Source organism: Pseudomonas juntendi, from assembly GCF_009932375.1.
Taxonomy (GTDB): Bacteria; Pseudomonadota; Gammaproteobacteria; order Pseudomonadales; family Pseudomonadaceae; genus Aquipseudomonas; species Aquipseudomonas juntendi.
Genome location: NZ_BLJG01000013.1, coordinates 1 through 25020, shown reverse-complemented (window position 1 = coordinate 25020; position 25020 = coordinate 1). Strand labels below are relative to the sequence as shown.

Genomic DNA, 25020 nt, shown 5'->3' with positions numbered 1-25020 from the left:
ATGCATCTGCAACCCATGCCCCCACCACCACACCTTTAGTCACGAATGCCACTTTGCCAACCCCGCAGGCAGTGCTTCACTGGGTCTTTCAAGCCTACCCGGATCCAGGAGCCCCCGATGAACCTGCACCAGTACGCTGAAACCCACGAAGTTACCAACCAGCCACCGTCCCTCGACGGTGCCAACCTTTACCGCCTCGACCTGCCACTCCAGGAGTGGTCGCGGCGTTTCGGCGCGGGCTGGGCGCAGTCGCGGATCGATGCCTACGGCGCCCTGGCCGGGGGGCCGCTGATGCAGGCTGGCTTTCTGGCCAACGCCCACAAACCCGAATTCAGCAGCCACGACCGCTACGGCCATCGCATCGACCTGGTCGAGTTCCACCCGGCCTACCACGAACTGATGCGCACCGCGATCGAGCACGGCCTGCCGTCGCTGCCATGGGCCGAGCCGCGCCCCGGGGCGCATGTGGCACGTGCATCCATGACCTACCTGCACAGCCAGGCCGAAGCCGGCAGCGGCTGCCCGTTGACCATGACCTTCGCCGCCGTGCCAGCCCTGCGCTTGCAACCCGAGCTGGCCGAGTACTGGCTACCGAAAATCCTCGCCTGCGAATATGACCCGCGCAACATCGGCGACCGGCACAAGGCCGGGGTCACCCTGGGTATGGCGATGACCGAAAAACAGGGCGGCACCGATGTGCGGGCCAACACCACCCGGGCCTACCCGGTCGGGGCGCCGGGCTCGGGTCAGGCCTATGAGCTGGTCGGCCACAAGTGGTTCTGTTCGGCGCCGATGTGCGATGCCTTCCTTACCCTGGCACAGACCGAAAAGGGGCTGAGTTGTTTCCTGCTGCCGCGCCACCGCCCGGATGACAGCCGCAACCAGTTCTATATCCAGCGCCTGAAGAACAAGCTGGGCAACAGCTCGAACGCCTCCAGCGAGGTGGAGTTTCGCGGGGCGTTGGCGTGGATGATCGGCGAAGAAGGCCGTGGTGTGCCGACTATCATCGAAATGGTCGCCATGACCCGCTTCGATTGCATGGTCGGCTCCAGTGCGCTGATGCGCCAGGCGCTGACCCAGGCTACCCACCACTGCGCGTACCGCAAGGTCGGTGGCCGCGTGTTGAATGAGCAGCCGCTGATGCAGAACGTGCTTGCCGACCTCGCCCTGGAGAGCGAGGCTGCGCTCGCCCTCAGCCTGCGCATGGGGCAGGCGCTGGAGCAGCTCGAAGATCCGCAGCAGGCGCACTTCGCCCGCCTGGTGACGGCAGTGGGCAAGTACTGGATCTGCAAGCGTGCGCCGGCCATGATCAACGAAGCCGCCGAATGCCTGGGCGGTGCCGGTTATGTGGAAGACAGCATCCTGCCCCGGCTGTACCGCGAAGCACCGGTGAACTCGACCTGGGAAGGCTCGGGCAATGTGCAGTGCCTGGATGTGCTGCGGGCCCTTTCCAAGGAACCGGGGGTGCTCGATGCCTTGTTCGCCGAGCTGGGCGATGGGCATGGCGACCCACGTTTGGCGGCGCATATCGGCAACCTCAAGGGGGCGTTTGCCGATACTGGCGACATGCAGTACCGCGCGCGGCAACTGACCGAGGATATTGCCCTGGCGTTGCAGGCCAAGCTGTTGCTGGAGGCGGGCAATGCGTTGGTGAGTGATGCGTTCATTGGCAGCCGGTTGGCGGGGGGTGGCCGGGTGTATGGGGCGTTGCCGCGTGGTGTGGATGTGCAGGCATTGGTGGCGCGGGCGACGCCAGCCTGGGCGAATTGATTCGGCTTCTTCGCGGGCATGCCCGCTCCCACAAGATCTTCATGGATGTCCCGGGCGGTGCCGTACCTGTGGGAGCGGGCGCGCCCGCGAAGAATCCAGCACCGATCAATGGGGGTGTATTTAGCCAAGAAGGCAGGCAAGATGGTTCACATGCATGTCCAGACAGGAAGCACAGTGTGAGCCACGCTTTTGTAGTCGTTGATACCCCCGAACAGGCCGTCGATCGTCTGGCGGCCCTGCATGAACAAGCCACCGGTGCCCTAAGCCTTGCGCTCAAGCGTTATCTGAAAGACCGCACCGAACCCGACGCTGAGCAGCGCGACCTGTTCCGCTACCCGGCCCTGCGTCTGACCTACTACAGCCATGGCGAAGTCGCCGCCACCACGCGCGCCTATGCCAAGGTGCAGGTGGCCGGCACCTACAGCGTCACTGTCACCCAGCCCGCGGCGTTCCGTGGTTATCTGCTGGAGCAACTGCGCCCGCTGATGCACGACTACACCGTTACCGTAGAAGTGGGCGTCAGCGAACAGAATATCCCTTACCCCTATGTGGTCGACCAGGGTGACGAACTGGCCGGCAGCGGCATCACCGCTGCGCAGCTGGCGCGGGTGTTCCCCAGCACCGACTTGTCGGCCGCCACCGACAATATCGCCGACGGCCTGTACGACTGGGATCATGCCGACGTGTTGCCGCTGGCACTGTTCGATGCCGCACGCGTCGACTTCTCGCTGCGCCGCCTGGTGCATTACACCGGCAGCGACTGGCGCCACATGCAGCCGTGGATCCTGCTGACCAACTACCACCGCTATGTCGACCAGTTCATCAGCCATGGCCTGGAGCAGTTGCGTGACGACCCGCGTTTCGTGCGCATGGTGCTGCCGGGCAACGTGGCCATCGAAAAGGGCATGGACCATGGCGAAGCCCAGGCGCTGGTTGCCAGCGTGGTCTGGCACCGTTACCAGATGCCGGCCTACCACCTGATCGCCGCCGACGGTGACGGCATCACCCTGGTCAACATCGGCGTCGGCCCGTCGAATGCGAAGAACATCACCGACCATCTGGCGGTGTTGCGCCCGCATTGCTGGTTGATGATTGGCCACTGCGGCGGCCTGCGCCAGTCGCAGACCATTGGCGACTATGTTCTGGCACACGCCTACATGCGCCGCGACGGCATTCTCGACCGCGTGGTGCCGCCGAACATTCCGATCCCGGCGCTGGCCGAAGTGCAGTTGGCGCTGCAGGAAGCGGCTGCGCAAGTGACCGGAGAGCGTGGCGAACAGTTGAAGAAGCGCCTGCGCACCGGCACCGTGCTGACCTACGATGACCGTAACTGGGAGCTGCGCTGGGCCCAGGAGCGGCCGCTGATCAACCTCTCACGTGCCGTGGCGGTAGATATGGAAAGCGGCACCATTGCCGCCCAGGGCTACCGCTTGCGGGTACCGTACGGCACCTTGCTGTGCGTGTCCGACAAGCCGCTGCACAGCGAGATCAAGCTGCCAGGTTCGGCCAACGCCTTCTATAACCGGGCGGTCAGCCAGCACCTGAAGATCGGCATTGCCGCCCTCGACCTGCTGCGCACCGAGCTCAACTCGTTGCACTCGCGTAAACTGCGCAGCTTCGATGAGCCGCCGTTCCGCTGAGGATCCATGTCACTGCCACCCCGTAACAAGCCGCGCCGCCCCCAGGCGCGGCCTGCCGCCGGCCCGCGTCGCCAGGCCAAGGCGCCGCCGGCCGAGCCCCGCCTGATCCTGTTCAACAAACCGTTCGACGTGCTGACCCAGTTCAGTGACGGTGAAGGGCGGGCGACGCTCAAGGACTTCATCGACATCCCGGGCGTATACCCGGCCGGGCGGCTGGACCGTGACAGTGAAGGCTTGCTGTTGCTGACCAACGATGGCGGGCTGCAAGCGCGGATTGCCGACCCCAGGCACAAGCTGGCCAAGACTTACTGGGTGCAGGTGGAAGGTGAGCCGAGCGACGAGCAGTTGCAGCGTTTGCGTGACGGCGTGGAGCTGAACGATGGGCCGACCTTGCCGGCCGAGGCGCGGCGCCTGGCCGAGCCCGCGTTGTGGCCGCGCAACCCGCCGGTGCGTTTTCGCAAGAGCGTGCCGACCAGCTGGCTGGAGCTGGTGATTCGTGAAGGGCGTAACCGCCAGGTGCGGCGCATGACGGCAGCGGTGGGGTTGCCGACCTTGCGCCTGGTGCGGGTACGCATTGGTGACTGGGCGCTGGAGGGGCTGGAGCAGGGGTGCTGGCGCGAGGTTCCGGCAAAATTGCAGCGCTAGTGGGGGCCGCTTTGCGGCCCATCGCGACACAAGGCCGCTCCTACAGAACCGCGCAAACCCATGCCTTGGGTCGCGATCCCCGCTTTGTGCGACCCCTGTAGGAGCGGCCTTGTGTCGCGATGGAGCGCAAAGCGCTCCCCGCATTCCCAAGGCCTAAACCCCTTCAAGAAACCCCACCACCACGCTCTTGATGATAAAGGCCAGCACCCCCAGCCCCAGCACGAAGAACAGGATCAGCGTACCGAACTTGCCCGCCTTGGACTTTTTCGCCAGGTCCCAGACGATGAAACCCATGAAACCGATCAGCACGGTGACCAGGATGATCATCATCCACTCTTCGAATACGGCGGGATCCATCGGTGTTCTCCAGGCAGTTTGAGCGCTCGAGTATACGCCCGCAGGCGCGGGCAATTACCGAAGGTGGGTCAATGGCAGCTCGGTGCTGGCCAGCACCTGGTTCAGCACGAAACTCGAACGCACGCTGGTGACGCCTTCGATGCGGGTCAGGCTGCCGAGCAGCAGTTTCTGGTAGTGGTCCATGTCGGGCACCACCACCTTCAACTGGTAGTCGGCATCCATGCCGGTGACCAGGCTGCATTCCAATACCTGTGGCAGGTTGCGGATAGCGGCCTCGAAGGTCTCGAAGCGCTCCGGCGTGTGCCGGTCCATGCCGATCAGCACGTAGGCGGTCAGGCTCAGGCCCAGCTTCTTGCGGTCGAGCAGGGCGACCTGGCGGGAGATGTAGCCGTCGTCCTCCAGCTGCTTGACCCGACGCGAGCATGGCGAAGGCGACAAGCCGATGCGCTCGGCCAGTTCCTGGTTGGAAATGCGCGCATCGCGCTGCAATTCGGCGAGGATGCTCAGGTCATAGCGGTCGAGTTTGCTCATGGCATTTGCCTTTTCTGTTCGGATTGCGGCGAATTATCATTCCAGGGTGAAAAATTGCGCAAGTACTATTTATATGAGCAATCTTCGCAATCCGCTGCCGCCAGCTGTCCGGTATCTTTATCAACAGAATCACTGCCCGGACATCAGTCCACGGCGACGCGCCCTAGGCGGGCGGTCGCGGCCAGCCATCCAACCGGATCCGCAGGCCCCCGGGCTACACAGCTTCCAGAAGACGCTGTGAGGTGAGCCGGCGCCACAAGTGCCGAGCACGGACGACAATTCCTGAAGGGAGGCCCTGCGGCCTCCCTTTTTTCATGTCGGTAATTTTAATTGGCCGGCCTGAAGAGCACGGTAGACTGGCTGCCTGCTGCAGTTTACCTACCGAGAGGAATACCATGACGTCGCGCATCTGGCAGTTGGCAGGTGTTGGTTTGCTGGGGTTGGGCATCAGCCTTGGGGCGCTGGCCGAAGGGCCCGGCGACCCTGGGCCCGGTCGGCCGCTGAACGCCCGCGACGAAGTGCGCCAGACCCAGCCGCCCCGGCAGGGCTACTATCAGGATATTCCCCGCCGCGATGGGGATGAGCATCGCTGGCAAGCCGGGGGGCCGGGGCCAAGGCCCGGTGGCGACTGGCAGGGGCGCCCGGACGGCCATGGCAATGGCTGGGGGCCGGGGCCGCAGTACCGCCCTGGGCACACGGTCGATCGTTTCCCTGACCGCTACTGGAAAGTGCCCTATCGCGGCCATGACTACTTCTACTCCGGCGGTTACTGGTACCGCCCGCATGGCGGCAATTACATCGTGGTAACCCCGCCTTACGGTGTGCGGGTCAATTACCTGCCGCCGTATGCACGGGAAGTGTGGGTGGGTGGGGCGTTGTTCTTCCTGGTTGCCGATACCTACTACCAGTACATGGCAGACAGCCAGGAATATGTGGTGGTCAACCCGCCGGCAGTGGCGCCGCCACCCGCGCCGCCACCGCCGGTTGCGGGCGGCTATGACGTGGTGGCGTACCCGATGTATGGCCAAGGCCCGGAGCAGCAGGAGCAGGACCGTTACCAGTGCCACCGCTGGGCGGTCAGCCAGTCAGGCTTCGACCCCGCCACCGCGACTTACGCGCCGCCGCCAAATGTGCTCAGCAATTACCAACGCGCACTGGGGGCCTGCTTCAGCGGCCGAGGGTACAGCGTCAACTGACCCACGCACAGGTTCAGACCGGGTCGGCATGCACCATCACATCCGCTTGCGGATAACGCTGGCGGATCACCCGCGAGGCTTCCACGCACAGCTCATGGGCATCATGCAGCGGCAACTGCCCGGGCAAATCCAGGTGCAGTTGTACGAACCACTGGTTGCCCGACAGCCGCGTACGCAGGTCGTGCACGCCTTTGACCCCGGGAATGGCCAACACCAGCGCGGCCATTTCCTCGCCCACATCGCCGGGCAGCTCCTTGTCCATCAGGATGGCGATACTCTCGCGCGCGATCTGCAGCGCGCTCCACAGGATGTAGAGGGCAATGCCCAGGCCGAACAGCGCATCCAACTGCGGCCAGCCGAAACGGGCCAGTAACAGCGCCAGCAGGATGCTGCTATTGAGCAGCAGGTCCGAACGGTAGTGCAGCGAGTCGGCCCGGATCGCCGTCGAGCCGGTCAGGCGGATGACCTTGTATTGGAATGCCAGCAGGGCGACCGTCAGCACCAGTGACAGCAGCATCACCGCGATACCGATGCTGGTATCACCCAAGGGTTGTGGCGTATGCAGGCGCTCCACCGCCTGCACGCCGATCAATACGGCACTGACGCCGATGAACAGCGCCTGCGCCATGCCGGCCAGGGCTTCGGCTTTGCCGTGACCGAAGCGGTGGTCGTCATCAGCCGGGCGCAGGGCGTAGTGCACGGCCAGCAGGTTGAGGAACGAGGCGACGGCGTCCAGTGCCGAGTCGGTGAGCCCGGCCAGCAGGCTGACCGAGCCGCTCAGCCACCAGGCCAGCGCCTTGCTCACTACCAGGATGCCGGCCACCGCCAGCGAGGCGCGAGTGGCCAGGCGCAACAGGCGCTGGTGTTCAGCCGGGGTGGTTATCATCCGTGGTCAGGTCCTTGTGGTTCAGGCTGCTGGCATCAGGCCAAGGCTGGCCAATTGCTCGACACTGCCGCGGTGCTGGATAAGCCGCGGGTCGTCAAGCGGCAGGCGCTGGCCCAGTTCGGTTTCAAGAATGGCCTGCAGTTTCAGGTTGTCGACCTTGCCATCCGGGCTGACGGCCTGTTGCAGTTTTGCCGGGTCGACCTGGGCGGTGTGGCCCCCTGGGTAGTAGATGGCGCCGGTGGCGAAGTCGATGCCGAAGGCGATCAGCCCGGGGATCACGTAGAAGAGGATGCCGATAGCGTCCATGGCGGCAACCACCGGGTCGATCTTGCCACCGATCTGGCCGCGACGGTCCGGGTAGAAAATGGTGCCGCACGCGGTCAGTTGGGTCAGCAGGGTAACCACGAGTGCGCCACCGATGGCGCGGGTTGGGATGCGCATGACAATCTCCGAAAGGGTATTCAGCAGGGCAAGCGAAGCGCCTGCGCCTGATGCTAAGACCATGATAGGGCAGGCTGGGTTCGCCGTTATACTCGCCAGACTGTTCGAGGACCACCATGATTTCATTACCCATTGATGCGGCCTTGCCCGCTTTGCGCCAAGCCTTGCAAACCCGCGACGAAGCGGTGCTCGAGGCGCCCCCGGGGGCGGGCAAGACCACCCGTGTGCCGCTGGCGTTGTTGCACGAGCCATGGCTGGCCGGGCAGACCATCCTCATGCTGGAACCCCGGCGCCTGGCCGCCCGCGCGGCGGCCGAGCGGCTGGCCAGTGAGCTGGGTGAGCAGGTTGGGCAAACCGTGGGCTACCGCATCCGCCTGGACAGCAAGGTGGGCCCCGGCACCCGTATCGAAGTGGTCACCGAAGGTATTCTTACCCGCCGCCTGCAAGCCGACCCGGCACTGGAGGGGGTGGGCTTGCTGATTTTCGACGAATACCACGAGCGCAGCCTGGATGCCGACCTGGCGCTGGCGCTGAGCCTCAACGGCCGTGAGCTGCTGCGTGACGACCCGCCCCTGAAAATCTTGCTGATGTCTGCCACGTTGGAGGGCGAGCGCTTGTCACGCTTGCTGGATGACGCGCCGGTCGTGCGCAGCGAGGGCCGCGTGCACCCGGTGGATATCCGTTGGGGGCGGCCGTTCCAGCCGGGGGAATTCATCGAGCCCCGGGTCGTGGAAAGCGTGCTGCACGCGCTGGCCGACCAGGCGGGCAGCGTGCTGGTGTTTCTGCCGGGCCAGGCCGAGATCCGCCGGGTGCACCAGCATCTGCAAGAGGCCTTGGGCGAGCGCCCCGAGATCCTGCTGTGCCCGCTGCATGGCGAGCTGGACCTCAATGCCCAGCGGGCTGCCATCGACCCGCCGCCAGCAGGCCAGCGCAAGGTGGTGCTGGCCACCAACATCGCGGAAACCAGCCTGACCATCGAGGGCGTGCGGGTGGTGATCGACGCCGGCCTGGCCCGTGTGCCGCGTTTCGATCCAGGTAGTGGCATGACCCGCCTGGACACCCAGCGGATCTCCCGCGCCAGTGCTACCCAGCGCGCCGGCCGTGCCGGGCGCCTGGAGCCGGGCGTGTGCTACCGCCTGTGGTCCGAGGCCCAACATGACCAGCTTCCTGCCTACGGCACTGCCGAGATCCTGCAGGCGGACCTGGCCGGCCTGGCCCTGCAACTGGCCCGCTGGGGCGTCACCCCCGAGCAGTTGCGCTGGCTTGACCAACCCCCCGCGGCCGCCTTCGCTCAGGCCCAGGACCTGCTGGCGCGGCTGAACGCGTTCAAGCCAGGCCGCCGCGACAGCCTCAGCGAGCACGGCCAGGCCATGGCCGAGCTGCCGGCGCATCCACGTATTGCGCACTTGCTGCTGCGCGGCCAGGCGCTGGGCCTGGCACAGATGGCCTGCGATGTGGCGGCGCTGCTGGGCGAGCGGGATATACAGCGCGGCGGTGGCGCAGACCTGCACAGCCGGTTGGCGCTGGTCAGTGGTGAGAGCCAGGCGGTACGGGGCGGCCAGGGTGGCGTGCAGCGTGCCCGGCAACTGTCGCGCCAGTACCGTGGCCTGCTACGGGGCAAGGCCAGCGCGGCGGTCGCCGACCCGGGCCACCCACGCTGGCTGGGTGCACTGCTGGCACTGGCCTACCCCGACCGCGTTGCCCAGCAGCGCCGCGAAGGGGGAGCCGAGTACCGCCTGGCCAATGGCCGAGCGGCGCTGTTTGCCGAGGTCGATGCCCTGATGAAGTGCCCGTGGCTGGTAATCGCCGACTTGGGTAGCCGCCAGGGCCAGCGTGAAGAGCGTATCTACCTGGCCGCAGCGTTCGATCCCAGCCTGTTCGAGGATGTGCTGGCCGAGCAGGTGGAGCAGGTCGACATGCTCGATTGGGACGAACGTGAACAGGTATTGCGCGCCGAGCGCCAACTCAAGGTGGGCGAGCTGGTGCTCAGCCGTGAGCCGCTGCCAGGCCTGGATAACGACGCCAAAGCCCGCGCGCTGCTTGGGCTGGTCCGCCGCAAAGGCTTGAACCTGCTGACCTGGACGCCGGAACTGCGCCAGTGGCAGGCGCGGGTGGCACTGTTGCGCCAGCTGGACCTGGCCGGGCAGGGCCACAGCGAGTGGCCCGACCTCAGTGACGCGGCCTTGCTCGCCAGCCTGGAGGACTGGTTGCAGCCGTATCTGGGCAAGGTCTCCCGACTGAGCCATTTCGCGGCCCTGGACTTGCCATCGCTGCTGCGCAACCTGTTGCCCTGGCCGCTGCCACAGCGCCTGGAAGAGCAGGCCCCGGCACACCTTGCCGTGCCCTCTGGCTCGAACATTCGGCTGGACTACAGCGAGAATCCGCCGATCCTCGCCGTGCGCCTGCAAGAGTTGTTTGGCCTGGCCGACACCCCGCGCATTGCCAACGGCCGCCAGCAGGTCAAGCTGCACCTGCTGTCACCGGCACGGCGCCCGGTGCAGGTCACCCAGGACCTGGCCAATTTTTGGCGTACGACCTACGCCGAGGTGAAAAAAGACCTCAAAGGGCGCTATCCCAAGCACTACTGGCCAGACGACCCACTGGTGGCGGAGGCCACGGCCCGGGCGAAGCCGCGGGGCACCTGAAGGCGGCGCGGTGCCCCTGCGCGCTGGCAGGCGACCGGGAGGGCGCCCTCAGGCGCCGGCTTTTTCTTCCAGCAACATGAACAGCCGGTAGAGCACCACGGTGCTGAACAGCTGCAGGAAGCCGCTGAGGCTGTCCATGGCCAGCTCCATGGCCGGCGATGGCTCGGGGAACGCCATGAGCAGCAAGCCGTCGATCAGCCAGATCGGGGCCAGCACCGCGACCACGCAAACCATGATGCGCATGAAATGCCCGGTGGTCATGCTGGCGCTGTCGCGCATCGCCTGCACCACCGGCCGGCCACGCAGTACCAGCAGGTACTCGGCGAACACCAGGTTGATCATGATCCACACGCCCGGGAAGACGAACAGGGCCAGGCCCGCCATGATCAGCAGCGAGCTGATCAGGATCAGCAGGGCCAGTTGCGGCCACAGCTGCAAGGCGCGGGCGAAGAGGTCGCGCTTGGCGATGTCCTGGCCCTGGCTACGGGTGTCCAGGTACAGGATCAGGGCGGCGCTGTACAGCGGATAGCACAGCAGGCTGATCAGCATGCCGTAGGCGGGCGATGCCTGGTCGCCCAGTTGCCGGTACAGCAGTTGGGTGAGCAGGGCCTCCAGCACGACCAGCGGCAGGCACAGCTGGATGATGTTCGGCAGGTGGCGGCGGAGAAAGTACAGGGAGTCGCGCAGAACGCTCAGCGGATTCATCGGGCTATATCGCATGGCAGTAAAAACAGGTGCATCACTTTAGCCCAAAGCAGGCGTGGCGCTGTCACTTGCTGAAAAATGTTTCACCCTTGCAGCGATTGAATCGCGCGGCGCAACGCCCCATCTTTGAGGTTGTCCGTTGTCCCGCTACCCATGAGGTCGCCCCATGAACACTGAAGAACAAACCCTGATCGACGGCCTGTTCGGCCGTCTCAAGCAAGCCGAAGACCCCAGCCAGCCGCGCGACCCGCAGGCCCAGGCCTGCATCGAGCAGCACCTGCGCCAGCAGCCGGCGGCACCTTACTACATGGCCCAGGCGATCCTGGTGCAGGAAGCGGCGCTCAAGCGCCTCGACGAGCAGAACAAGCAACTGCAGGCCGAGCTGGAACAGGCCCGTGCCCAGGCGGCCCAGGGCGGCAACAGTGCGCCCAGCGCTGGCGGTGGCGGTTTCCTGTCCAGCATTTTTGGTACGGGCGGGCGCACTGCAGCGCCGCCGGTGCAGCCACAGCGGCCAGCGCCTGCGGCGGCACCGGCTGGCGGCTGGCGTGAGCCGGCGGCACCGGCCTACGCGCAACCGCCGGCACAGCAGCCTGGCGTGGGCGCTGCGCCGGCACGCAGTGGTGCCAGCAGCTTCCTCGGTGGGGCCATGCAGACCGCCGCCGGTGTGGCCGGTGGTGTATTGCTGGCGCAAGGTATCAGCAGCCTGTTCAACCACAACTCCCAGCCCGAAGAGGTGGTCGAGGTGATCAAGGAAGAGCCTGCGCCGGCCAGTGACAGCGGTGGCTGGGATGACCAGGGCGGGCAGCAGCAAGTGGCCGACAACGGTGGCTGGGGCAGCGACCGGGGTGGTTACGCCGACACCGACTACAGCAGCGATGATGGTGGGTTCTTCTCGGACGACGACTCCTACGTCTGACAGGTCTGGCATACTGCTGGCATTTCCGGGGCTGCGCAGCGGCCCCGGTATTCCAGGCCAGACACGAGGTTCCCAGGTGAAAAAGATCGCGCTGTTCGCCGATGTGCAGAACCTCTACTACACCGTGCGCCAAGCCCATGGTTGCCATTTCAACTACACTGCCCTGTGGGCCGATGTCTGCCGTGAAGGGCAGATCGTCGAGGCCGTGGCGTATGCCATCGACCGCGGCGACAGCAAGCAGCAACAGTTCCAGCAGATCTTGCGCAACCTTGGTTTCGACGTGCGCCTCAAACCCTTCATCCAGCGCAGCGACGGCTCGGCCAAGGGCGACTGGGACGTGGGCATTACCCTGGATGTGATCGACGCCGCCAGCCGGGTCGACCAAGTGGTGCTGGCCTCGGGTGACGGCGATTTCGACCTGCTGCTGGAGCGGGTGATCCAGCGCCACGGCACCGAGGCGGTGGTGTATGGTGTGCCCGGGCTGACGGCGCTGTCACTGATCCGTGCCGCCAGCCGCTACGTACCCATCGAGGGTAAGTTGTTGCTCAAGCACTGAGGTCATTCGTGGAACGTATCGCTGTCATCGACTTTGAAACCACCGGCATTTCCCCAGGTGCCGGCTGCCGCGCCACCGAAGTGGCGGTGGTCATGCTGGAAGGCGGGCGTATTGTCGAGCGCTACCAGAGCCTGATGAACGCCGGTGTGCCGGTACCCGCATTCGTGGCCGGGCTGACCGGCATCACCACGGCGATGCTGCGCAGTGCGCCGCCGGTCGACAAGGTCATGAACGAGGTGGCCGAGTTTGTGGGTGAAACCCCGCTATTGGCGCACAACGCCGCGTTCGACCAGAAGTTCTGGGACTACGAGCTGGCGCGCATCGGCCGCAGCCGCAGCCAGTCATTTGCCTGTTCGCTGTTGTTGTCGCGGCGCCTGTTGCCGGCAGCGCCGAACCACAAGCTGGGCACCCTGACCCGCTGGGCGGGGCTGCCGAACACCGGTACTGCGCACCGGGCCATGGCCGATGCCGAAATGGCCGCCAACCTGATGCAGCACCTGGCCGGCGTGTTGCGAGAACAACATGGTGTGCAGCAGCTCTCGCATGGCCTGCTGTGCCGGTTGCAGAAAACACCGGCAGCCAAGCTGCGCGAGGCGCTGGTCAAGTATGCTTGAGGCGTGTTCGGCGCTCGCTTCAAGCGGCGCCCGCTTCAAACCGAACGCACCGAAAGTGTGCCGCTCATTTCAAGCCATTCTGTAACTTCTGTTCGCTCAGGCAGGCCCCTAGACTGTTCACCCGTAAACGGATTTCGAGTGTTCCAATGCCTGCCTCCCGTCGCATTCCCTGGTTGCTCATCGGCGCCTTCCTGGCGCTGTACCTGGTCTGGGGCTCCACCTACCTGTTCATCCGCATTGGCGTCGAGAGCTGGCCACCGATGCTCATGGCCGGTGTGCGTTTCCTGATCGCGGGTAGCCTGCTGTACGGTTTTCTGCGCTGGCGCGGTGCGCCGGCACCCACGTGGCCGCAATGGCGGGCTGCCGGGGCAATCGGCTTTCTGCTGCTAAGTTGCGGTAACGGCGGGGTAACGGTGGCCGAACACGCCGGCGTGGCCTCGGGGGTGGCGGCCCTGGCGGTGGCGACGGTGCCGCTGTTCACCTTGCTGTTCGGCCTGCTGTTCGGGCACCGCAACTCGAAACTGGAGTGGGCAGGCATTGCCCTTGGGCTGTTGGGTATCGCCCTGTTGAACCTGGGGTCCAACCTGCAGGCGAGCCCGATTGGCGCAGCGCTGATCATTTTTGCCGCGGCCTCGTGGGCATTCGGTTCGGTGTGGAGCAAAAGCCTGCCCCTGCCACAGGGGCCAATGGCCAGTGCCGCCGAAATGCTGGTGGGTGGCGCAGTGCTGTTGTTGGGCAGCCTGCTGTCGGGCGAGCGCATGACCCAGGTACCAAGCGCTGCCGGCTGGGGCGCGTTGGCCTACCTGGTGTTCTTCGGCTCTATCCTGGCCTTCAGCGCCTATATGTACCTGCTCAAGCACGTGCGCCCGGCAGCTGCCACCAGCTATGCCTACGTCAACCCGGCCGTGGCGGTGCTGCTGGGGATCCTGTTTGCCGGTGAACAGATCGGTGCCGAAGAGTGCGTGGCGATGGCGGTGATCATTGGCGCAGTGGTGCTGATCGGCCTGCCGCAGTGGCGCAAGCCTGCCAAACCCGTGTTGCCGTTGAAAGGCGAAATCTGCAAGTAGGCAGGGGCGATGCGGTAAACTTGCCGGCTTCGCTGAACCCCTGACGGTATTGCCATGAATTTCGCCCAACTCGGCCTGATCGAACCGCTGCTGCGCACCTTGCAGCAGCTGGCCTACACCACCCCAACCCCGGTGCAGGCCAAGGCCATTCCCGCCGTGCTGGCCGGCCGCGACCTAATGGCCGCGGCCCAGACCGGCACCGGAAAAACGGCAGGCTTTGCCCTGCCGGTACTGCAGCGCCTGGCCCTGGAAGGCGAGAAAGTGGCCAGCAACTCGATCCGTGCCCTGGTGCTGGTGCCGACCCGAGAGCTGGCCGAGCAGGTGCACAACAACGTGCGCGAGTACGCCGAGAACCTGCCGTTGAGCACCTATGCGGTGTACGGCGGGGTCAGCATCAACCCGCAGATGATGCGTCTGCGCCGTGGCGTCGACCTGCTGGTCGCCACCCCTGGCCGGCTGCTCGACCTGTTCCGGCAGAACGCGGTCAAGTTCAACCAGGTACAGACCCTGGTGCTGGACGAAGCCGACCGCATGCTCGACCTGGGCTTTGCCGAAGAGCTGCAATCGGTCTATGCCGCGTTGCCACGCAAGCGCCAGACTTTGCTGTTTTCCGCCACGTTCTCCGAGCAGATCCGCATGCTGGCAGGGCTGGCCCTGAATGACCCGCTGAGTATCGAAGTCAGCCCACGCAATGCCGCTGCCGCCAGCGTCAAGCAGTGGCTGGTACCTGTGGATAAAAAGCGCAAGGAAGACCTGTTCTGCCACCTGATGCGCAAGCAGCGCTGGAAGCAGGTGCTGGTGTTCGCCAAGACCCGCAACGGCGTCGACCAGTTGGTGGCGCGCTTGCTGGCCGAGGGTGTGAATGCCGATGGTATCCACGGTGACCGCCCGCAGGCGACCCGCCAGCGCGCGCTGGACAGCTTCAAGGCCCGGGAAATCCAGGTGCTGGTGGCAACCGACGTGGCTGCCCGTGGCCTGGATATCGACGATTTGCCGCTGGTGGTCAACCTGGACCTGCCCATCGTTGCCGAGGACTACGTGCACCGTATCGGCCGCACCGGGCGGGCGGGCAACAAGGGCGAGGCGATTTCGCTGGTGTGCGCCGATGAAGTGCAGCTGCTGGCGGCGATTGAGGTGCTGACCCGCCAGACCCTGCCGCGTCATGAAGAACCGGACTTCATTCCGGATCACCGGGTGCCGATGACCGACGCCAGTGGCCAGGTGATCAAGAAGCCGAAGAAGCCCAAAAAGCCGAAAGAGAACAGCGCCAAGCGTGGCTTGGGGCGCTGGATGGACAGCACCGAGGGGGGCAATGCCGAGCCTGCAGTGAAGGCGGTGCGCAAGGTACCTAGCTTCAATGGCGGGCCGCGCAAGCGCAAATCGTAGCCTCGCGGCGCCCACACTGGGGCGGTGTCAGCCCTGGGATTTGAGCCATTGTGCAGCAGCCCGCCCGGCGTGCTGCCCGCTGGCAAAGCATGCGGTGAGCAGGTAGCCCCCGGTCGGTGCCTCCCAGTCCAGCATCTCGCCGGCACAGAACACCCCCGGCATGCCTTTGAGCATCAGCCCTGCATCCAGCCCCTCGAAACGGACACCGCCGGCGCTGCTGATCGCTTCATCCAGCGGTCGCGCGCGCACCAGGGTGATTGGCAGGGCCTTTATCGCCTGCGCCAACGCTTCAGGGCTGGCAAAGGTTGCAGGGTCGGTCAGCTCGCGCAACAGTGCGGCTTTTACCCCATCGATACCCAGCTGGCTGTGCAGGTGCTTGGCCATGGAGCGCGAGCCCCGTGGCCTGGCCAGTGCCTGGGCAATCTTGTCCACAGGCTTGTCCGGCAACAGGTCAAGCAACAACACGCCCCGGCCATCGCGGTTGATGGCCTCACGCACCGGCGCCGACCAGGCATACACCAGGCTGCCTTCCACACCTTGCGCGGTGAGGATGAACTCACCTTTGCGCGGTGCACTGCCAGGCACGCTGAGGGCAATGTTCTTCAGCGGCGCGCCGGCGAACTTGTCTTTCAACAGCGCGCTCCAGCCGGCCACCTCGAAACCGCAGTTGCTCGGTTGCAGGGGCGAGATATCCACAGCCCGTTCGGCCAGCAGCGCTTGCCAGCTGCCGTCGGAACCCAGGCGCGCCCAACTGCCGCCACCCAGCGCCAACACCAACACAGCGGCGTTGACCAGGCGCTCGCCCTGTGGATAAGCGATCCGCAAGGCCCCCTCGGCGTTCCAGCCCAGCCAGCGATGGCGGGTGTGGATAACTACCCCGCTGTCGCGCAGGCGCTTGAGCCAGGCGCGCAGTAACGGGGCGGCTTTCATGTCGATGGGGAATACCCGACCTGATGTGCCGACGAAGGTCTCGATGCCCAGGCCGTGAATCCACTGGCGCAAAGCATCCGCGTCGAACTCGCCCAGCAGCGTGCCGATTTCACCTTGGCGTTCGGCATAACGGGCCACGAACGCGGGGTAAGGCTCGGAATGGGTGATGTTCATGCCGCCGACACCGGCCAGCAGGAACTTGCGGCCCACCGAAGGCATGGCATCGAACACCTCGACCGCCAAGCCTGCCTGGGCCAGGGCTTCAGCGGCCATCAGGCCGGCGGGGCCGCCACCGATGACGACAGCAAGGGGAGGCGATGCGGGGTTGAAATCGGGCATGGTGGGCAGCAGGCTGTGGAAAAGAGGCGCATTCTAGCGCAGCGCTGCCCCCGGAAGCACTGGTCAAAAAACAACCAGTGTTCTACAGGCCTTGCTGGTCAAGGCCTGCAGCGGCTTTCCCGCAGGTTATCCACAAGCGGTTCCACAGTCATTGTGAACAACCGATGACACGCGCTGCGCTGTGGTGAAGGATGCCGTGGCGTTTGGCCAAGGCCACCCGATCCTTGCTGTAGCCGCCGCCGATCACACCCATTACCGCAATATCGCGGCCCAGGCAGTGGCGCAGCACGGCCTCGTCGCGGGCGGCCACGCCGGCGTCCGTCAGTTGCAGGTAGCCCAGCGCGTCGTCCTTGTGCACATCGACGCCGGCGTCGTACAGCACCAGGTCGGGTTGATACAGCGGCAGCAGGTAGTTGAGGGTGTCGTCCACCACGTTCAGATAGGCGGTATCGCCCATGCCCCGCGGCAGGGGAATGTCCCAATCGCTGTGGGCCTTGCGTGCCGGGAAGTTCTGTTCGCAGTGCAGCGAGACCGTGATGGCCTCCGGGGTATCGTGCAGGATGCGTGCGGTGCCGTCGCCCTGGTGCACGTCGCAATCGAAGATCAGCACCCGCTGGACGCGGCCGGCCTCCAGCAGGTAACGGCTGATCACTGCCAGGTCATTGAAGATGCAGAAGCCGGCAGGGTGGTCGTAGTGGGCATGGTGGGTGCCACCGGCCAGGTGGCAGGCAACGCCATGCTGCAGCGCCAGTTCGGCCGTCAGCAGCGAGCCGCCCACTGCCCGTACGGTGCGCCGGGCCAAGGCTTCGCTCCAGGGCAGGCCGAGGCGACGCTGGTCTTCGCGGGACAGCTCGCCATTCATGTAGCGTGCGATGTAGTCGCGGTCGTGGGCCAGGGCGAGGATATCGTTGGGGCAGATGTCTGGGCGCAGCAAGGCCTGGTCGGTGGTCAGCCCACTGTCGACCAGGTGGTCGTGCAGCAGGCAGAGTTGTAAGCTATGCAGTGATAATCCAAAGAGCCGATCACGATGCCTATTGCAGTTCTCTACATCCGTTTCTCTAGCGTTGAGCAAGGTGATGGCAGCAGCCTTGAGCGGCAGGAAGAACGGGCAAACCAGTGGTTTGCACAGAACCCGACCTTCACCAGGTACGAGAAGACTTTTCGCGACTTGGGTCTGAGCGGCTACAAAGGCGATCACATCAAAGCGGGAGCGCTGGGCAAGCTGCTGCTCGCCATCGAGCAGGGGTACATACCCGCTGGCTCGGTTGTGCTTGTAGAAGCAATTGACCGGTTTAGCCGGCTTCCACCGCTAGAAACGCTGCGGCACCTTGAGACAATCGTAAAAGCTGGGGTGAACCTGATCACCTTGCGGGATGGTGTTCGCTACGATGAGTCCAGCTTGAAATCCCAAAGTCTTATGATGCTGGCCTACCATGCTTTCGCCGCGTTCGACTACTCGAACACAATTGCGGGCAACATCAGAGATTCCTACACAGACCGGGCAAAAGAAGCGAAGGTTGGAAATCCGATCAAGCGCCGTAACCCGTTCTGGCTCACCAGTGATGGCGAGTTGAAGGGAGATGGTTCGTTGGACGCCATCCAGCAAGTTTTCCAAGGCTTTGCGAACGGTGTTCCGCTACGTGCTCTTGCCATCCAGTACAGCCAGTATTTCGCCAATCGCCAGAGTTTAAAGCACGCTCTGAGAAACCCTGCTGCGATTGGCCACTGGCAACGCACCACCGCCATCGAAGTAGACGGTGAAAAGGAGCGGGTTCCGGGGGAGCTGATTAAAGATGTCTTTAAGGCAGCAGTCACCGATGAACTGTTCTTTCAAGTACAGAGAATGCTAGACGACTTAGCAGATCAACCAGTTACGGTCGCCCGTAAGTTTCCCATGGCTGGGCTGCTGCAATGTGGTGACTGTGGCGCCAATATGGTGCTTCTACGGCAGAACGCCAGACAGCAAACCGATGCCGTTCGTTGCTATCGTCGGATGCAAAGCAGTGAGAAGTGTACGAATCAGAAGACTATCCCGGTGCCGGTAGTTGGTTGGTTCTATGAAAACACACGCAAACCCCACGCTTTCCGGGCATACCAACGCACCAAACTACCAGAGAATCAACGCCAACGGATCAAGCTCGAAGGCCAGATCACCCAGTTGAAGCAGCAGCAGGCTCGACTACGGCAACTAGTCTTGCTGGATGATGGCGATAAGGATGCTCTGGCGGACTACAGCAAGCTTGTAGATGAAAAGAAAGCGCGTGAGCTGGAACTGGCATCGTTACCGCAGGTGGCTGATACGGCAGTAGTCGGTATGGCCGAGTTCCACCAGTTTCTTCATGGTGACCACTTCGCAATCTCCAACCTGTTGCAACAAGATGGATACCGGATCGTCTGCCATCGCGACGGACTTCTTGAAGTTAAGGTCAGTGCTGACGATAACCCGGTAGAATCAGCTCAGTACATCGGTTATGCCCGAAAGTATAAGATGTGGAAGATCAAGCCCAAGAATGCCGAGCTTCTATTTGTCGATAGCTACAGTCAGCTACAGTTCCCGCAACACGTCACCATAACTACGTCCGAGCAGTGGCAGCAGCGTGTAATGGGGACGGACTTGTCCGCGTATATGGATGACGAAGACTTAGCAGACTACCTTGAATCTCAAGGCTGAAGGCATATGCAAGGGGGTATGTTCGGCTACTAGGCCATACCCCTTAAACGACCGAAACTTTATTTTCACAAATGCATGCCTGAGCTATTGACAAATACAGAAAGTATGCGAAACTTCATATTGGTTGAGAAACTCATCCAGCCTTCCTAGAAGACCCCCCCCGCTTGACCCCATATATAAATGCCAATACTCGACTGACTCGGAATGGTTCAGCTCGTGTGTTACCCCGTTATCAGTCCGGGGCATATGACTGATGATTTGAAGATACGGGAACAAGTTGCACCGGCTTATCAAGATCAGTAATTCCACCTTGATATCATGGTTATACCCACGGCCAGTGGGAGCAGCGAAACTGGCCATTTACTTATAGCTTGCCCGCAAGGGGCGGCACAATACTTGTTCACGCAAGTACGCAGTACCAAAATTCAATATGCACATAGCCCGAAGCTCATTGTCCGAGCGACGGGTTTATTTTGCTCGTTGAAAAACCTTAACTCATGCAGGTAACAATAAATGCAAAGACCACTACGCCGTAGTACGTGCGAAGTTTGTGGAAGAACCCACTATTCAAGAAGTCCCCTGACCCGCTTTTGCGGATCAGCTTGCCAGTCTCGCAGCTGGCGCAGCAAGAACAAAGAAACACAGCAAGAACTTGAACAGCTCTTCATAGTTCAAGAGCAAGAAGAACAAACAAAGGATGTAGCTTGATGCCGAGCAATAACATATATCTAGAAGTACTAAAGGGAAGCGGGGCAATTTTGAGCTATTTCCTAGAGCTACCAGCCACGCAGTCAATCGCGGTGGATTATATCGAAGCAACAAGGGAAGAGCTTACTTACCTGTCCGCGTTAGTTGACCATATCTTGCCTGCCGGGAGTGTAGTTACTCTAGCCCATCTAGAAGCCCATAGAAAGCGCGTTATAGAAGCGAAAGCAACCAAGGTAGTCCAGCATATAGCCCCAGCATCCAAGGCCGCTCAGAAGCCTTCCCAGAGCGTTACAGCAGCAAGCAATAAACAAACCACAAACAAAGCAGCAAGATTCAAAGCTGGATTCAAGCCGGTACACAACCAAAGGAAACAATCATGACCACCGAATACCAATACGGCGTTAATGTCGTTGAAATATATCCGCACTCTGATGAAGACTTGCAAAAGCTGATTGCAGCCAAACAAGATCGCTACAACAGGGGCAGCGAAACACTACACTACAAAGATAAAGCGGCCCATATCCACTGGCAACGTAGCAAGCCGTTAGAGCCTGCCGTCATGGAACTTTTCGAAGAGATGGCGAAGGGGTATACGCTGGTAAAGCTGGCATTTAATCCGCCGCTAGATGTCTTTGCCGTACTACGCAAACCTGAAAAGATCATCAAAGCCGAACTTATTGAAGTGGCAAAGTCTGCTCGCAAAGAATATGACCGGTCTCGCTTTGAATTGAATATGGCTGAGACGGAGCGTCAGGTGAAGTTCAGCGTAGATCAAGTGAAGCGTGCAAAAGAAGCAGCGGTAGCAGAAGAAGCAGCAAGAGCGGCGGCAGCACTGAAGCAGGTTCAAGAAGCAGCGGCCTTGGCGGACCTGCTTAAAGCCTATGCCGCACCGGCAGAAGCCACAGCAGAAGAGAAAGCAATATGAACGACGAATACGTACATGGCGAGGGAATGCGACTAACGTTCACCCCAGCCGAGTTTGAAGTTCTTTGTACCCAGGCACGCAAGCACAAGATGCCTGTTCGCAAGTTTGTACACTGGATGGTCTCTTGCTTCATCAACTCTGTGCAGCCTGAAGGTACAAAGCGGGCGAAGTAGTCGCCCCTTTCGATTCAACGGTAAAAAGTAGGCACGAGGTAGGTACATCTTTGTCGCAATATCTGGCTACAGCCCTTGTGCCACGCGGCCTCGCCACTTTCAACCTTTACACAATTCCCTTTCTTGGAACCAGAAACATGCGGATTTCATTGAATGAAACTGCTAGTGCACGCCTGCTCGCTTTCATGGCATCGCGTGGCATTACCAATCCAACCCACGGCCTGAACGTGCTTATCACACTGGCCACCTTTAGCAACTCGATCCCAGCAAGCGTGGACGCCAATGGCAGCAGCCAACAACAGCAACAACCAACTTGAACACCCGTGCACCCATTGCGGCACGATGTTTAAACGCAGACCGGGTGGGCGAGAAACATGCACCCGTACTTGTGCCAAAGCAGCAGAGCGGCAGCAGAAGGCGCCAACCCTGACGACCAGAGAGAAGAAGATTGAACGCCGCAAGAAGCGGTTACTAGAGAACGCTTTCGGCAAGTGGCTACTTGATCAGGCCTTCCGGGCGGGAACAGTCCAGACTTACCACGGCATCACCGCTGACGGCCTTCATCGACTAAACGAGCAATACATCTACCGCAAGCAGCGGCTCGGTTGGATTGAGATGGGCCATGGTAAAGACATTTTCCAGCAGTGCCACGTCCAGCCCTTGAAGGGCCGTGATGGCAGCACCGGGCTAACAATCCCAGAGAACTTGTTTACCGGAACCGCAGAGCTGAACCAGAGGCAGGGCAACAAGCCAGTGAACACTTGGGCTGGCGCCTCGCTCCCTGCCACCGCCCGCAAGCGTAAGTGGAACATCACCAAAGGGATGACTCGGGATCAGGTACTACAGAAGCTGGCCGACTTCATCGGGCCTGAGCTAGACACCTTTCTCGATGAGCTGGACAAGATGCCCCAGCGAACATACCGGCTTCGTCTTGCCAAGACGGTGTTCAACCAGCAGAGCAACGAGCTGTGCGAGCCGCTGGACCGCCGTTACACACTGGCCGAGCTAGAGGTGGAATCGGTAGAGCGACTAGAGACTTTGAACGCTATCCAGCACGGTATGACCAGCACCACCGGCTTTGTTAGTAGGGGCGGTAAAACTGATTCAAGGCTGGGCGTACTTCATGATGAACTGGTGCGGTTCTCTGCTGTGTTGGCTGACGGGCAGCACCGAGACAACTGCCTGTTCATGTTGAAGCTGGTGCGGGTAATGGGCATCTATCTCGCCCAGATTGGCCGTGAAGAAGGCAAAGCCCACAGCCGATTCCTTGCCCAGGGCAATGCTAGTTGGGCACCACTGTCGCATCTATATCAGGGCCAGCCGTGGTGTACACCCGCCCACCTGCTTGCCGACGACTTGAATGGCTTGCTTAACGGCGTATACGACGCGAAGGGCAAAGAGCTGAAGCCGGGTATTGTTCCGATGGCCCAAGCTGCACTACAGGGGTTGGACATTGACCGTGACTACATCAGCAACCGGCTGTTGAAGCGCCTTGTCATCAACACCTTGAACCCGGTAGTGGCTGCCCCTGAGCAGTGGAGCTGGGAAGCCAACGGGTCAGACTGGCTGGCCTACATAAACAACTTGTACGCATCGCTTGAACCAACATGGCAAGCCCTGCTGGATGTTGGCCTCTGCACTGAAGAGCAGATGCTTGATGCACATGATGCGGTGCTGGTGAACCTTGTTGATGCCGTTGAGCTGTCCAGAAAGCACTATCGCGAGCAACGTCTGTTCACGGTCTACCAAATGCCGTTTACCCGCTACCCGGCACACCTTGAGTTCCCACCAGTGGCAGTAGAGCCGCTAGCACAGGCGGCATAGGGGTATGTCCAGATTTGGCGATACCTCGGTAAGAACGCTCCCGGAAAGTCGGGAGCTAATGGGCTGAGTTTTCAGCCGATTACCCGATGGATCAGCATTGATCCACATGCCTATTGAGCAAGGTGTACGCGGCCCAAGTCGAACTTGGGAGTGGCTTTCATGAGTTTCCAGTGAAAGCAGCACCTGCCAAATAACTAATGGAAAACTAACGCCATATCTAATCCCGTTGGCCACCATTTCGAGCCTGCTGGACGTCGCTACACCGCTACAGCCCAGTGTTTACGGGAGCCTACGCTACAGGGGGCTTAGCAGATCACGCCACAGCTAACGGTTGGGGCAGTATGGGTTGTTTCACAGCTTTTCCGTCAGTAACCACGCGGCATCGGGAATTTTGCTGCTTCAAGGTTTCAGACAGGGTAGATGCGGTATGCTTGATCAACACAACGCCATTTGGAGCGGATGATTGAGAAGTTATAACGAAGTTGCAATTGTACGGGTGAGAGCGAGCATAGCGGATTTGCATACTGCTCTGAGCCGAAGCAACTGCAATCGCTTGCACGCTCTGGTGACCGGATATTGCCAAGCCCTGCTTGATTGCGGAATCATCGATGAGTCTGAATGGAAGGAGCTATCCAATCTCGCGAACGACGCTTCAGCCAATTGGCAGGCACCACGTGACCTTTTCGATTCATCGCAATCTTGAAGAGCCAGAGGGCCTACATAGCGCCGTGATAATTGCCTGGTATCACCAAACGACCGTTAAACGATGCCATAAAATCCGGCCTGTAAAGGTATCAACAAAATAGGGTTTACATTCGATAGCGATACCTATACTGTAATCCCACGTTAAATGATACCTTTGGTGATTCCGATGTCTCGTACCTTCCTTTACTGCCGTGTAAGCACAGCCAACCAATTCACCGAGAACCAAGTCCAGGACGTGAAGAACGCGGGCTTCGATGTACAGGCGAGCCGGGTAATCGAAGAGACCATTTCCGGCAGCGTCCCTGCCAGTGAGCGTCCCGGCTTCCAGAAGCTGCTTGAACGAATGGAATCAGGTGATGTGCTGATCGTCACCAAGCTGGACCGCCTTGGCCGCAACGCTATGGATGTACGGCAGACCGTCGAGCAACTGGCAGCCACCGGCATCCGTGTTCACTGCCTCGCCCTTGGTGGCGTAGACCTGACCAGTGCAGCAGGCAAGATGACGATGCAGGTGCTGGGCGCTGTCGCAGAGTTTGAGCGTGATTTGCTGATCGAGCGTACACAGTCCGGCCTAAAGCGTGCCAAAGCTGAAGGCAAGAAGCTGGGGCGCCCTGAAGCCGTTGATACCACCAAGGCGGTGCAGAAGGCCAAGGCAAAGAACATGACACAGGCGGAAGTGGCAGCCGAACTGGACATCGGCATCGCCACGGTCAAACGGCACTGGAACAAGGCGCTGTAAGGCGTTACGCCCATAGCCGCCTTCGGGCGGCTTTTTGCTGCCTTGGATATTCTGAAATTATACCGTGCGGCTCGCTGCGGGCCAGCCAGAAGCATTAAGCACCGACCCACTGATGGTCCAGATTTGGGCCACCCACCTGATATTCCCGCCTCGGCTGATGGACGATATTCGGCTGTGGGCAATGGTCTCCGTGGAAAAGTTGGGGTTGCCGTCTGATTGGTAGCGAACGGGTGACCACCTTAGCCACGAAGCAGTTAGCTGATTACCACTGCATAAGTAGAAATCTTGTAGGCGGAACTTGTCCATCGGGAAGCGGTGCTCGGCAGGGAACTCCGGGCTGTAGTCTTCGTGGTAGATCAGCGGCAACGGCATGGGGGAGGTCGCGGTCAGGGCCAGTGCTGATCTTGAGATGGCCGGGGCCGCTTTGCAGCCCAATCGCCGGCAAGCCAGCTCCCACAGGGATCGCCTTAGGGCTGACAGGTGTTTGCCACAAGGTATGCAGCGCCTGTTAGAGCGAGCGCCGCCCGCGCGGCGCAATCGCGAGCTGCGCTCGCTCCTACGTTTGTTTCGGGCCAATTATTCCTGTGGGATTTGCGCGCGAACGCCTTGGTGCATGCCTCAATATCGCGCCGTACAAACAAGGCGGCCGCG

22 protein-coding genes and 2 pseudogenes are annotated in these 25020 nt (G+C 61.8%); 16 read left to right on the top strand and 8 right to left on the bottom strand.

The window, feature by feature from the left end; all coding sequences use genetic code 11:
• Positions 1-117 precede the first annotated feature (117 nt).
• The 3 genes from GYA94_RS01905 to GYA94_RS01895 all read left to right on the top strand — a co-directional run bounded on the left by GYA94_RS01905 (position 118) and on the right by GYA94_RS01895 (position 4055).
• A complete protein-coding gene (locus GYA94_RS01905; RefSeq protein ID WP_110679088.1) occupies positions 118-1770 on the top strand; it encodes an acyl-CoA dehydrogenase family protein in 1653 nt (550 codons plus the stop codon).
• Between the two features lie 176 nt (positions 1771-1946).
• A complete protein-coding gene (gene amn / locus GYA94_RS01900; protein WP_009685408.1) occupies positions 1947-3410 on the top strand; it encodes an AMP nucleosidase in 1464 nt (487 codons plus the stop codon).
• A gap of 6 nt (positions 3411-3416) precedes the next feature.
• Complete coding sequence (locus GYA94_RS01895; protein ID WP_110679089.1) at positions 3417-4055, top strand: pseudouridine synthase; 639 nt, start codon at positions 3417-3419, stop codon at positions 4053-4055.
• Between the two features lie 153 nt (positions 4056-4208).
• Here GYA94_RS01895 and GYA94_RS01890 read toward each other — a convergent pair whose 3' ends face one another.
• Positions 4209-4412 carry a DUF2788 domain-containing protein gene (locus tag GYA94_RS01890; protein WP_003249787.1) on the bottom strand — a complete coding sequence of 68 codons (204 nt, stop codon included), beginning with the start codon at positions 4410-4412 and terminating at the stop codon, positions 4209-4211.
• A 54-nt stretch (positions 4413-4466) separates the two neighbouring features.
• Positions 4467-4943: an Lrp/AsnC family transcriptional regulator gene (locus tag GYA94_RS01885; RefSeq protein WP_003249795.1), complete on the bottom strand. Its 477-nt coding sequence runs from the start codon at positions 4941-4943 to the stop codon at positions 4467-4469.
• A gap of 395 nt (positions 4944-5338) precedes the next feature.
• Between GYA94_RS01885 and GYA94_RS01880 the strand changes: the two genes are divergently transcribed.
• Positions 5339-6139 carry a DUF6515 family protein gene (locus GYA94_RS01880; protein ID WP_110679090.1) on the top strand — a complete coding sequence of 267 codons (801 nt, stop codon included), beginning with the start codon at positions 5339-5341 and terminating at the stop codon, positions 6137-6139.
• 13 nt (positions 6140-6152) lie between these two features.
• On the opposite strand, the gene GYA94_RS01875 is transcribed toward GYA94_RS01880, so the two are convergent.
• A complete protein-coding gene (locus tag GYA94_RS01875) occupies positions 6153-7025 on the bottom strand; it encodes a cation diffusion facilitator family transporter (protein ID WP_009685411.1) in 873 nt (290 codons plus the stop codon).
• 21 nt (positions 7026-7046) lie between these two features.
• A complete protein-coding gene (pmcY, locus tag GYA94_RS01870; RefSeq protein ID WP_029887386.1) occupies positions 7047-7466 on the bottom strand; it encodes a periplasmic Zn2+ metallochaperone PmcY in 420 nt (139 codons plus the stop codon).
• 116 nt (positions 7467-7582) lie between these two features.
• Here pmcY and hrpB point away from each other — a divergent pair, with 116 nt between their 5' ends.
• Positions 7583-10111 (top strand): ATP-dependent helicase HrpB, encoded by a 2529-nt coding sequence (gene hrpB / locus GYA94_RS01865; protein ID WP_161891695.1) that lies wholly within the window; start codon positions 7583-7585, stop codon positions 10109-10111.
• Positions 10112-10159: 48 nt separating this feature from the next.
• Here the strand turns inward: hrpB and GYA94_RS01860 are convergent, their stop codons facing one another.
• Entirely contained in the window at positions 10160-10816 is a 657-nt protein-coding gene (locus tag GYA94_RS01860; protein WP_161891694.1) for a YciC family protein, read from the bottom strand.
• Positions 10817-10982: 166 nt separating this feature from the next.
• Between GYA94_RS01860 and GYA94_RS01855 the strand changes: the two genes are divergently transcribed.
• From GYA94_RS01855 to rhlE1, 5 genes are all read left to right on the top strand, one after another.
• Positions 10983-11732 (top strand): DUF2076 domain-containing protein, encoded by a 750-nt coding sequence (locus tag GYA94_RS01855; RefSeq protein WP_161891693.1) that lies wholly within the window; start codon positions 10983-10985, stop codon positions 11730-11732.
• Between the two features lie 76 nt (positions 11733-11808).
• Positions 11809-12288: a LabA-like NYN domain-containing protein gene (locus GYA94_RS01850; protein ID WP_009681780.1), complete on the top strand. Its 480-nt coding sequence runs from the start codon at positions 11809-11811 to the stop codon at positions 12286-12288.
• A gap of 8 nt (positions 12289-12296) precedes the next feature.
• Positions 12297-12902: a 3'-5' exonuclease gene (locus tag GYA94_RS01845; RefSeq protein ID WP_110676596.1), complete on the top strand. Its 606-nt coding sequence runs from the start codon at positions 12297-12299 to the stop codon at positions 12900-12902.
• Between the two features lie 146 nt (positions 12903-13048).
• On the top strand, positions 13049-13969 hold the full coding sequence (yedA, locus tag GYA94_RS01840) for a drug/metabolite exporter YedA (RefSeq protein WP_054906076.1): 921 nt from the start codon (positions 13049-13051) through the stop codon (positions 13967-13969).
• Positions 13970-14023: 54 nt separating this feature from the next.
• A complete protein-coding gene (rhlE1, locus tag GYA94_RS01835; RefSeq protein ID WP_110676595.1) occupies positions 14024-15355 on the top strand; it encodes an RNA helicase RhlE1 in 1332 nt (443 codons plus the stop codon).
• Positions 15356-15382: 27 nt separating this feature from the next.
• On the opposite strand, the gene GYA94_RS01830 is transcribed toward rhlE1, so the two are convergent.
• Together GYA94_RS01830 and GYA94_RS01825 are read right to left on the bottom strand one after the other, a co-directional pair.
• Positions 15383-16624: a TIGR03862 family flavoprotein gene (locus tag GYA94_RS01830; protein ID WP_161891692.1), complete on the bottom strand. Its 1242-nt coding sequence runs from the start codon at positions 16622-16624 to the stop codon at positions 15383-15385.
• 148 nt (positions 16625-16772) lie between these two features.
• Positions 16773-17606: pseudogene (locus GYA94_RS01825) on the bottom strand (histone deacetylase family protein); the annotation flags it as partial.
• Positions 17607-17651: 45 nt separating this feature from the next.
• Between GYA94_RS01825 and GYA94_RS01820 the strand changes: the two are divergent.
• From GYA94_RS01820 to GYA94_RS01795, 6 genes are all read left to right on the top strand, one after another.
• A complete protein-coding gene (locus tag GYA94_RS01820) occupies positions 17652-19295 on the top strand; it encodes a recombinase family protein (protein WP_081264839.1) in 1644 nt (547 codons plus the stop codon).
• Between the two features lie 707 nt (positions 19296-20002).
• Complete coding sequence (locus tag GYA94_RS01815) at positions 20003-20383, top strand: hypothetical protein (RefSeq protein WP_155738386.1); 381 nt, start codon at positions 20003-20005, stop codon at positions 20381-20383.
• Positions 20380-20928, top strand: a complete 549-nt coding sequence (locus tag GYA94_RS01810; RefSeq protein ID WP_064314562.1) for a hypothetical protein — start codon at positions 20380-20382, stop codon at positions 20926-20928. The genes GYA94_RS01815 and GYA94_RS01810 overlap by 4 nt, the downstream gene beginning before the upstream one ends.
• Positions 20929-21151: 223 nt before the next feature.
• A complete protein-coding gene (locus tag GYA94_RS01805) occupies positions 21152-21418 on the top strand; it encodes a hypothetical protein (RefSeq protein ID WP_161891691.1) in 267 nt (88 codons plus the stop codon).
• Positions 21384-22925, top strand: coding sequence for a hypothetical protein (locus tag GYA94_RS01800; protein ID WP_146073860.1), 1542 nt, complete (start codon positions 21384-21386; stop codon positions 22923-22925). The genes GYA94_RS01805 and GYA94_RS01800 overlap by 35 nt, the downstream gene beginning before the upstream one ends.
• A gap of 871 nt (positions 22926-23796) precedes the next feature.
• Complete coding sequence (locus GYA94_RS01795; RefSeq protein WP_064314565.1) at positions 23797-24369, top strand: recombinase family protein; 573 nt, start codon at positions 23797-23799, stop codon at positions 24367-24369.
• 237 nt (positions 24370-24606) lie between these two features.
• On the opposite strand, the pseudogene GYA94_RS01790 reads toward GYA94_RS01795, so the two are convergent.
• Positions 24607-24741, bottom strand: a pseudogene (locus tag GYA94_RS01790) (histone deacetylase); the annotation flags it as partial.
• Positions 24742-25020: the final 279 nt, after the last annotated feature.

What these genes read in the sequence shown, in the direction of transcription:
- GYA94_RS01905 (WP_110679088.1), top strand. Translation starts at nt 118, where the DNA reads ATGAACCTGCACCAGTACGCTGAAACCCACGAAGTTACCAACCAGCCA.
- GYA94_RS01895 (WP_110679089.1), top strand. Translation starts at nt 3,417, where the DNA reads ATGTCACTGCCACCCCGTAACAAGCCGCGCCGCCCCCAGGCGCGGCCT.
- GYA94_RS01890 (WP_003249787.1), bottom strand. Translation starts at nt 4,412, where the DNA reads ATGGATCCCGCCGTATTCGAAGAGTGGATGATGATCATCCTGGTCACC.
- GYA94_RS01885 (WP_003249795.1), bottom strand. Translation starts at nt 4,943, where the DNA reads ATGAGCAAACTCGACCGCTATGACCTGAGCATCCTCGCCGAATTGCAG.
- GYA94_RS01880 (WP_110679090.1), top strand. Translation starts at nt 5,339, where the DNA reads ATGACGTCGCGCATCTGGCAGTTGGCAGGTGTTGGTTTGCTGGGGTTG.
- GYA94_RS01875 (WP_009685411.1), bottom strand. Translation starts at nt 7,025, where the DNA reads ATGATAACCACCCCGGCTGAACACCAGCGCCTGTTGCGCCTGGCCACT.
- pmcY (WP_029887386.1), bottom strand. Translation starts at nt 7,466, where the DNA reads ATGCGCATCCCAACCCGCGCCATCGGTGGCGCACTCGTGGTTACCCTG.
- hrpB (WP_161891695.1), top strand. Translation starts at nt 7,583, where the DNA reads ATGATTTCATTACCCATTGATGCGGCCTTGCCCGCTTTGCGCCAAGCC.
- GYA94_RS01860 (WP_161891694.1), bottom strand. Translation starts at nt 10,816, where the DNA reads ATGAATCCGCTGAGCGTTCTGCGCGACTCCCTGTACTTTCTCCGCCGC.
- GYA94_RS01855 (WP_161891693.1), top strand. Translation starts at nt 10,983, where the DNA reads ATGAACACTGAAGAACAAACCCTGATCGACGGCCTGTTCGGCCGTCTC.
- yedA (WP_054906076.1), top strand. Translation starts at nt 13,049, where the DNA reads ATGCCTGCCTCCCGTCGCATTCCCTGGTTGCTCATCGGCGCCTTCCTG.
- rhlE1 (WP_110676595.1), top strand. Translation starts at nt 14,024, where the DNA reads ATGAATTTCGCCCAACTCGGCCTGATCGAACCGCTGCTGCGCACCTTG.
- GYA94_RS01830 (WP_161891692.1), bottom strand. Translation starts at nt 16,624, where the DNA reads ATGCCCGATTTCAACCCCGCATCGCCTCCCCTTGCTGTCGTCATCGGT.
- GYA94_RS01820 (WP_081264839.1), top strand. Translation starts at nt 17,652, where the DNA reads ATGCCTATTGCAGTTCTCTACATCCGTTTCTCTAGCGTTGAGCAAGGT.
- GYA94_RS01815 (WP_155738386.1), top strand. Translation starts at nt 20,003, where the DNA reads ATGCCGAGCAATAACATATATCTAGAAGTACTAAAGGGAAGCGGGGCA.
- GYA94_RS01810 (WP_064314562.1), top strand. Translation starts at nt 20,380, where the DNA reads ATGACCACCGAATACCAATACGGCGTTAATGTCGTTGAAATATATCCG.
- GYA94_RS01800 (WP_146073860.1), top strand. Translation starts at nt 21,384, where the DNA reads ATGGCAGCAGCCAACAACAGCAACAACCAACTTGAACACCCGTGCACC.
- GYA94_RS01795 (WP_064314565.1), top strand. Translation starts at nt 23,797, where the DNA reads ATGTCTCGTACCTTCCTTTACTGCCGTGTAAGCACAGCCAACCAATTC.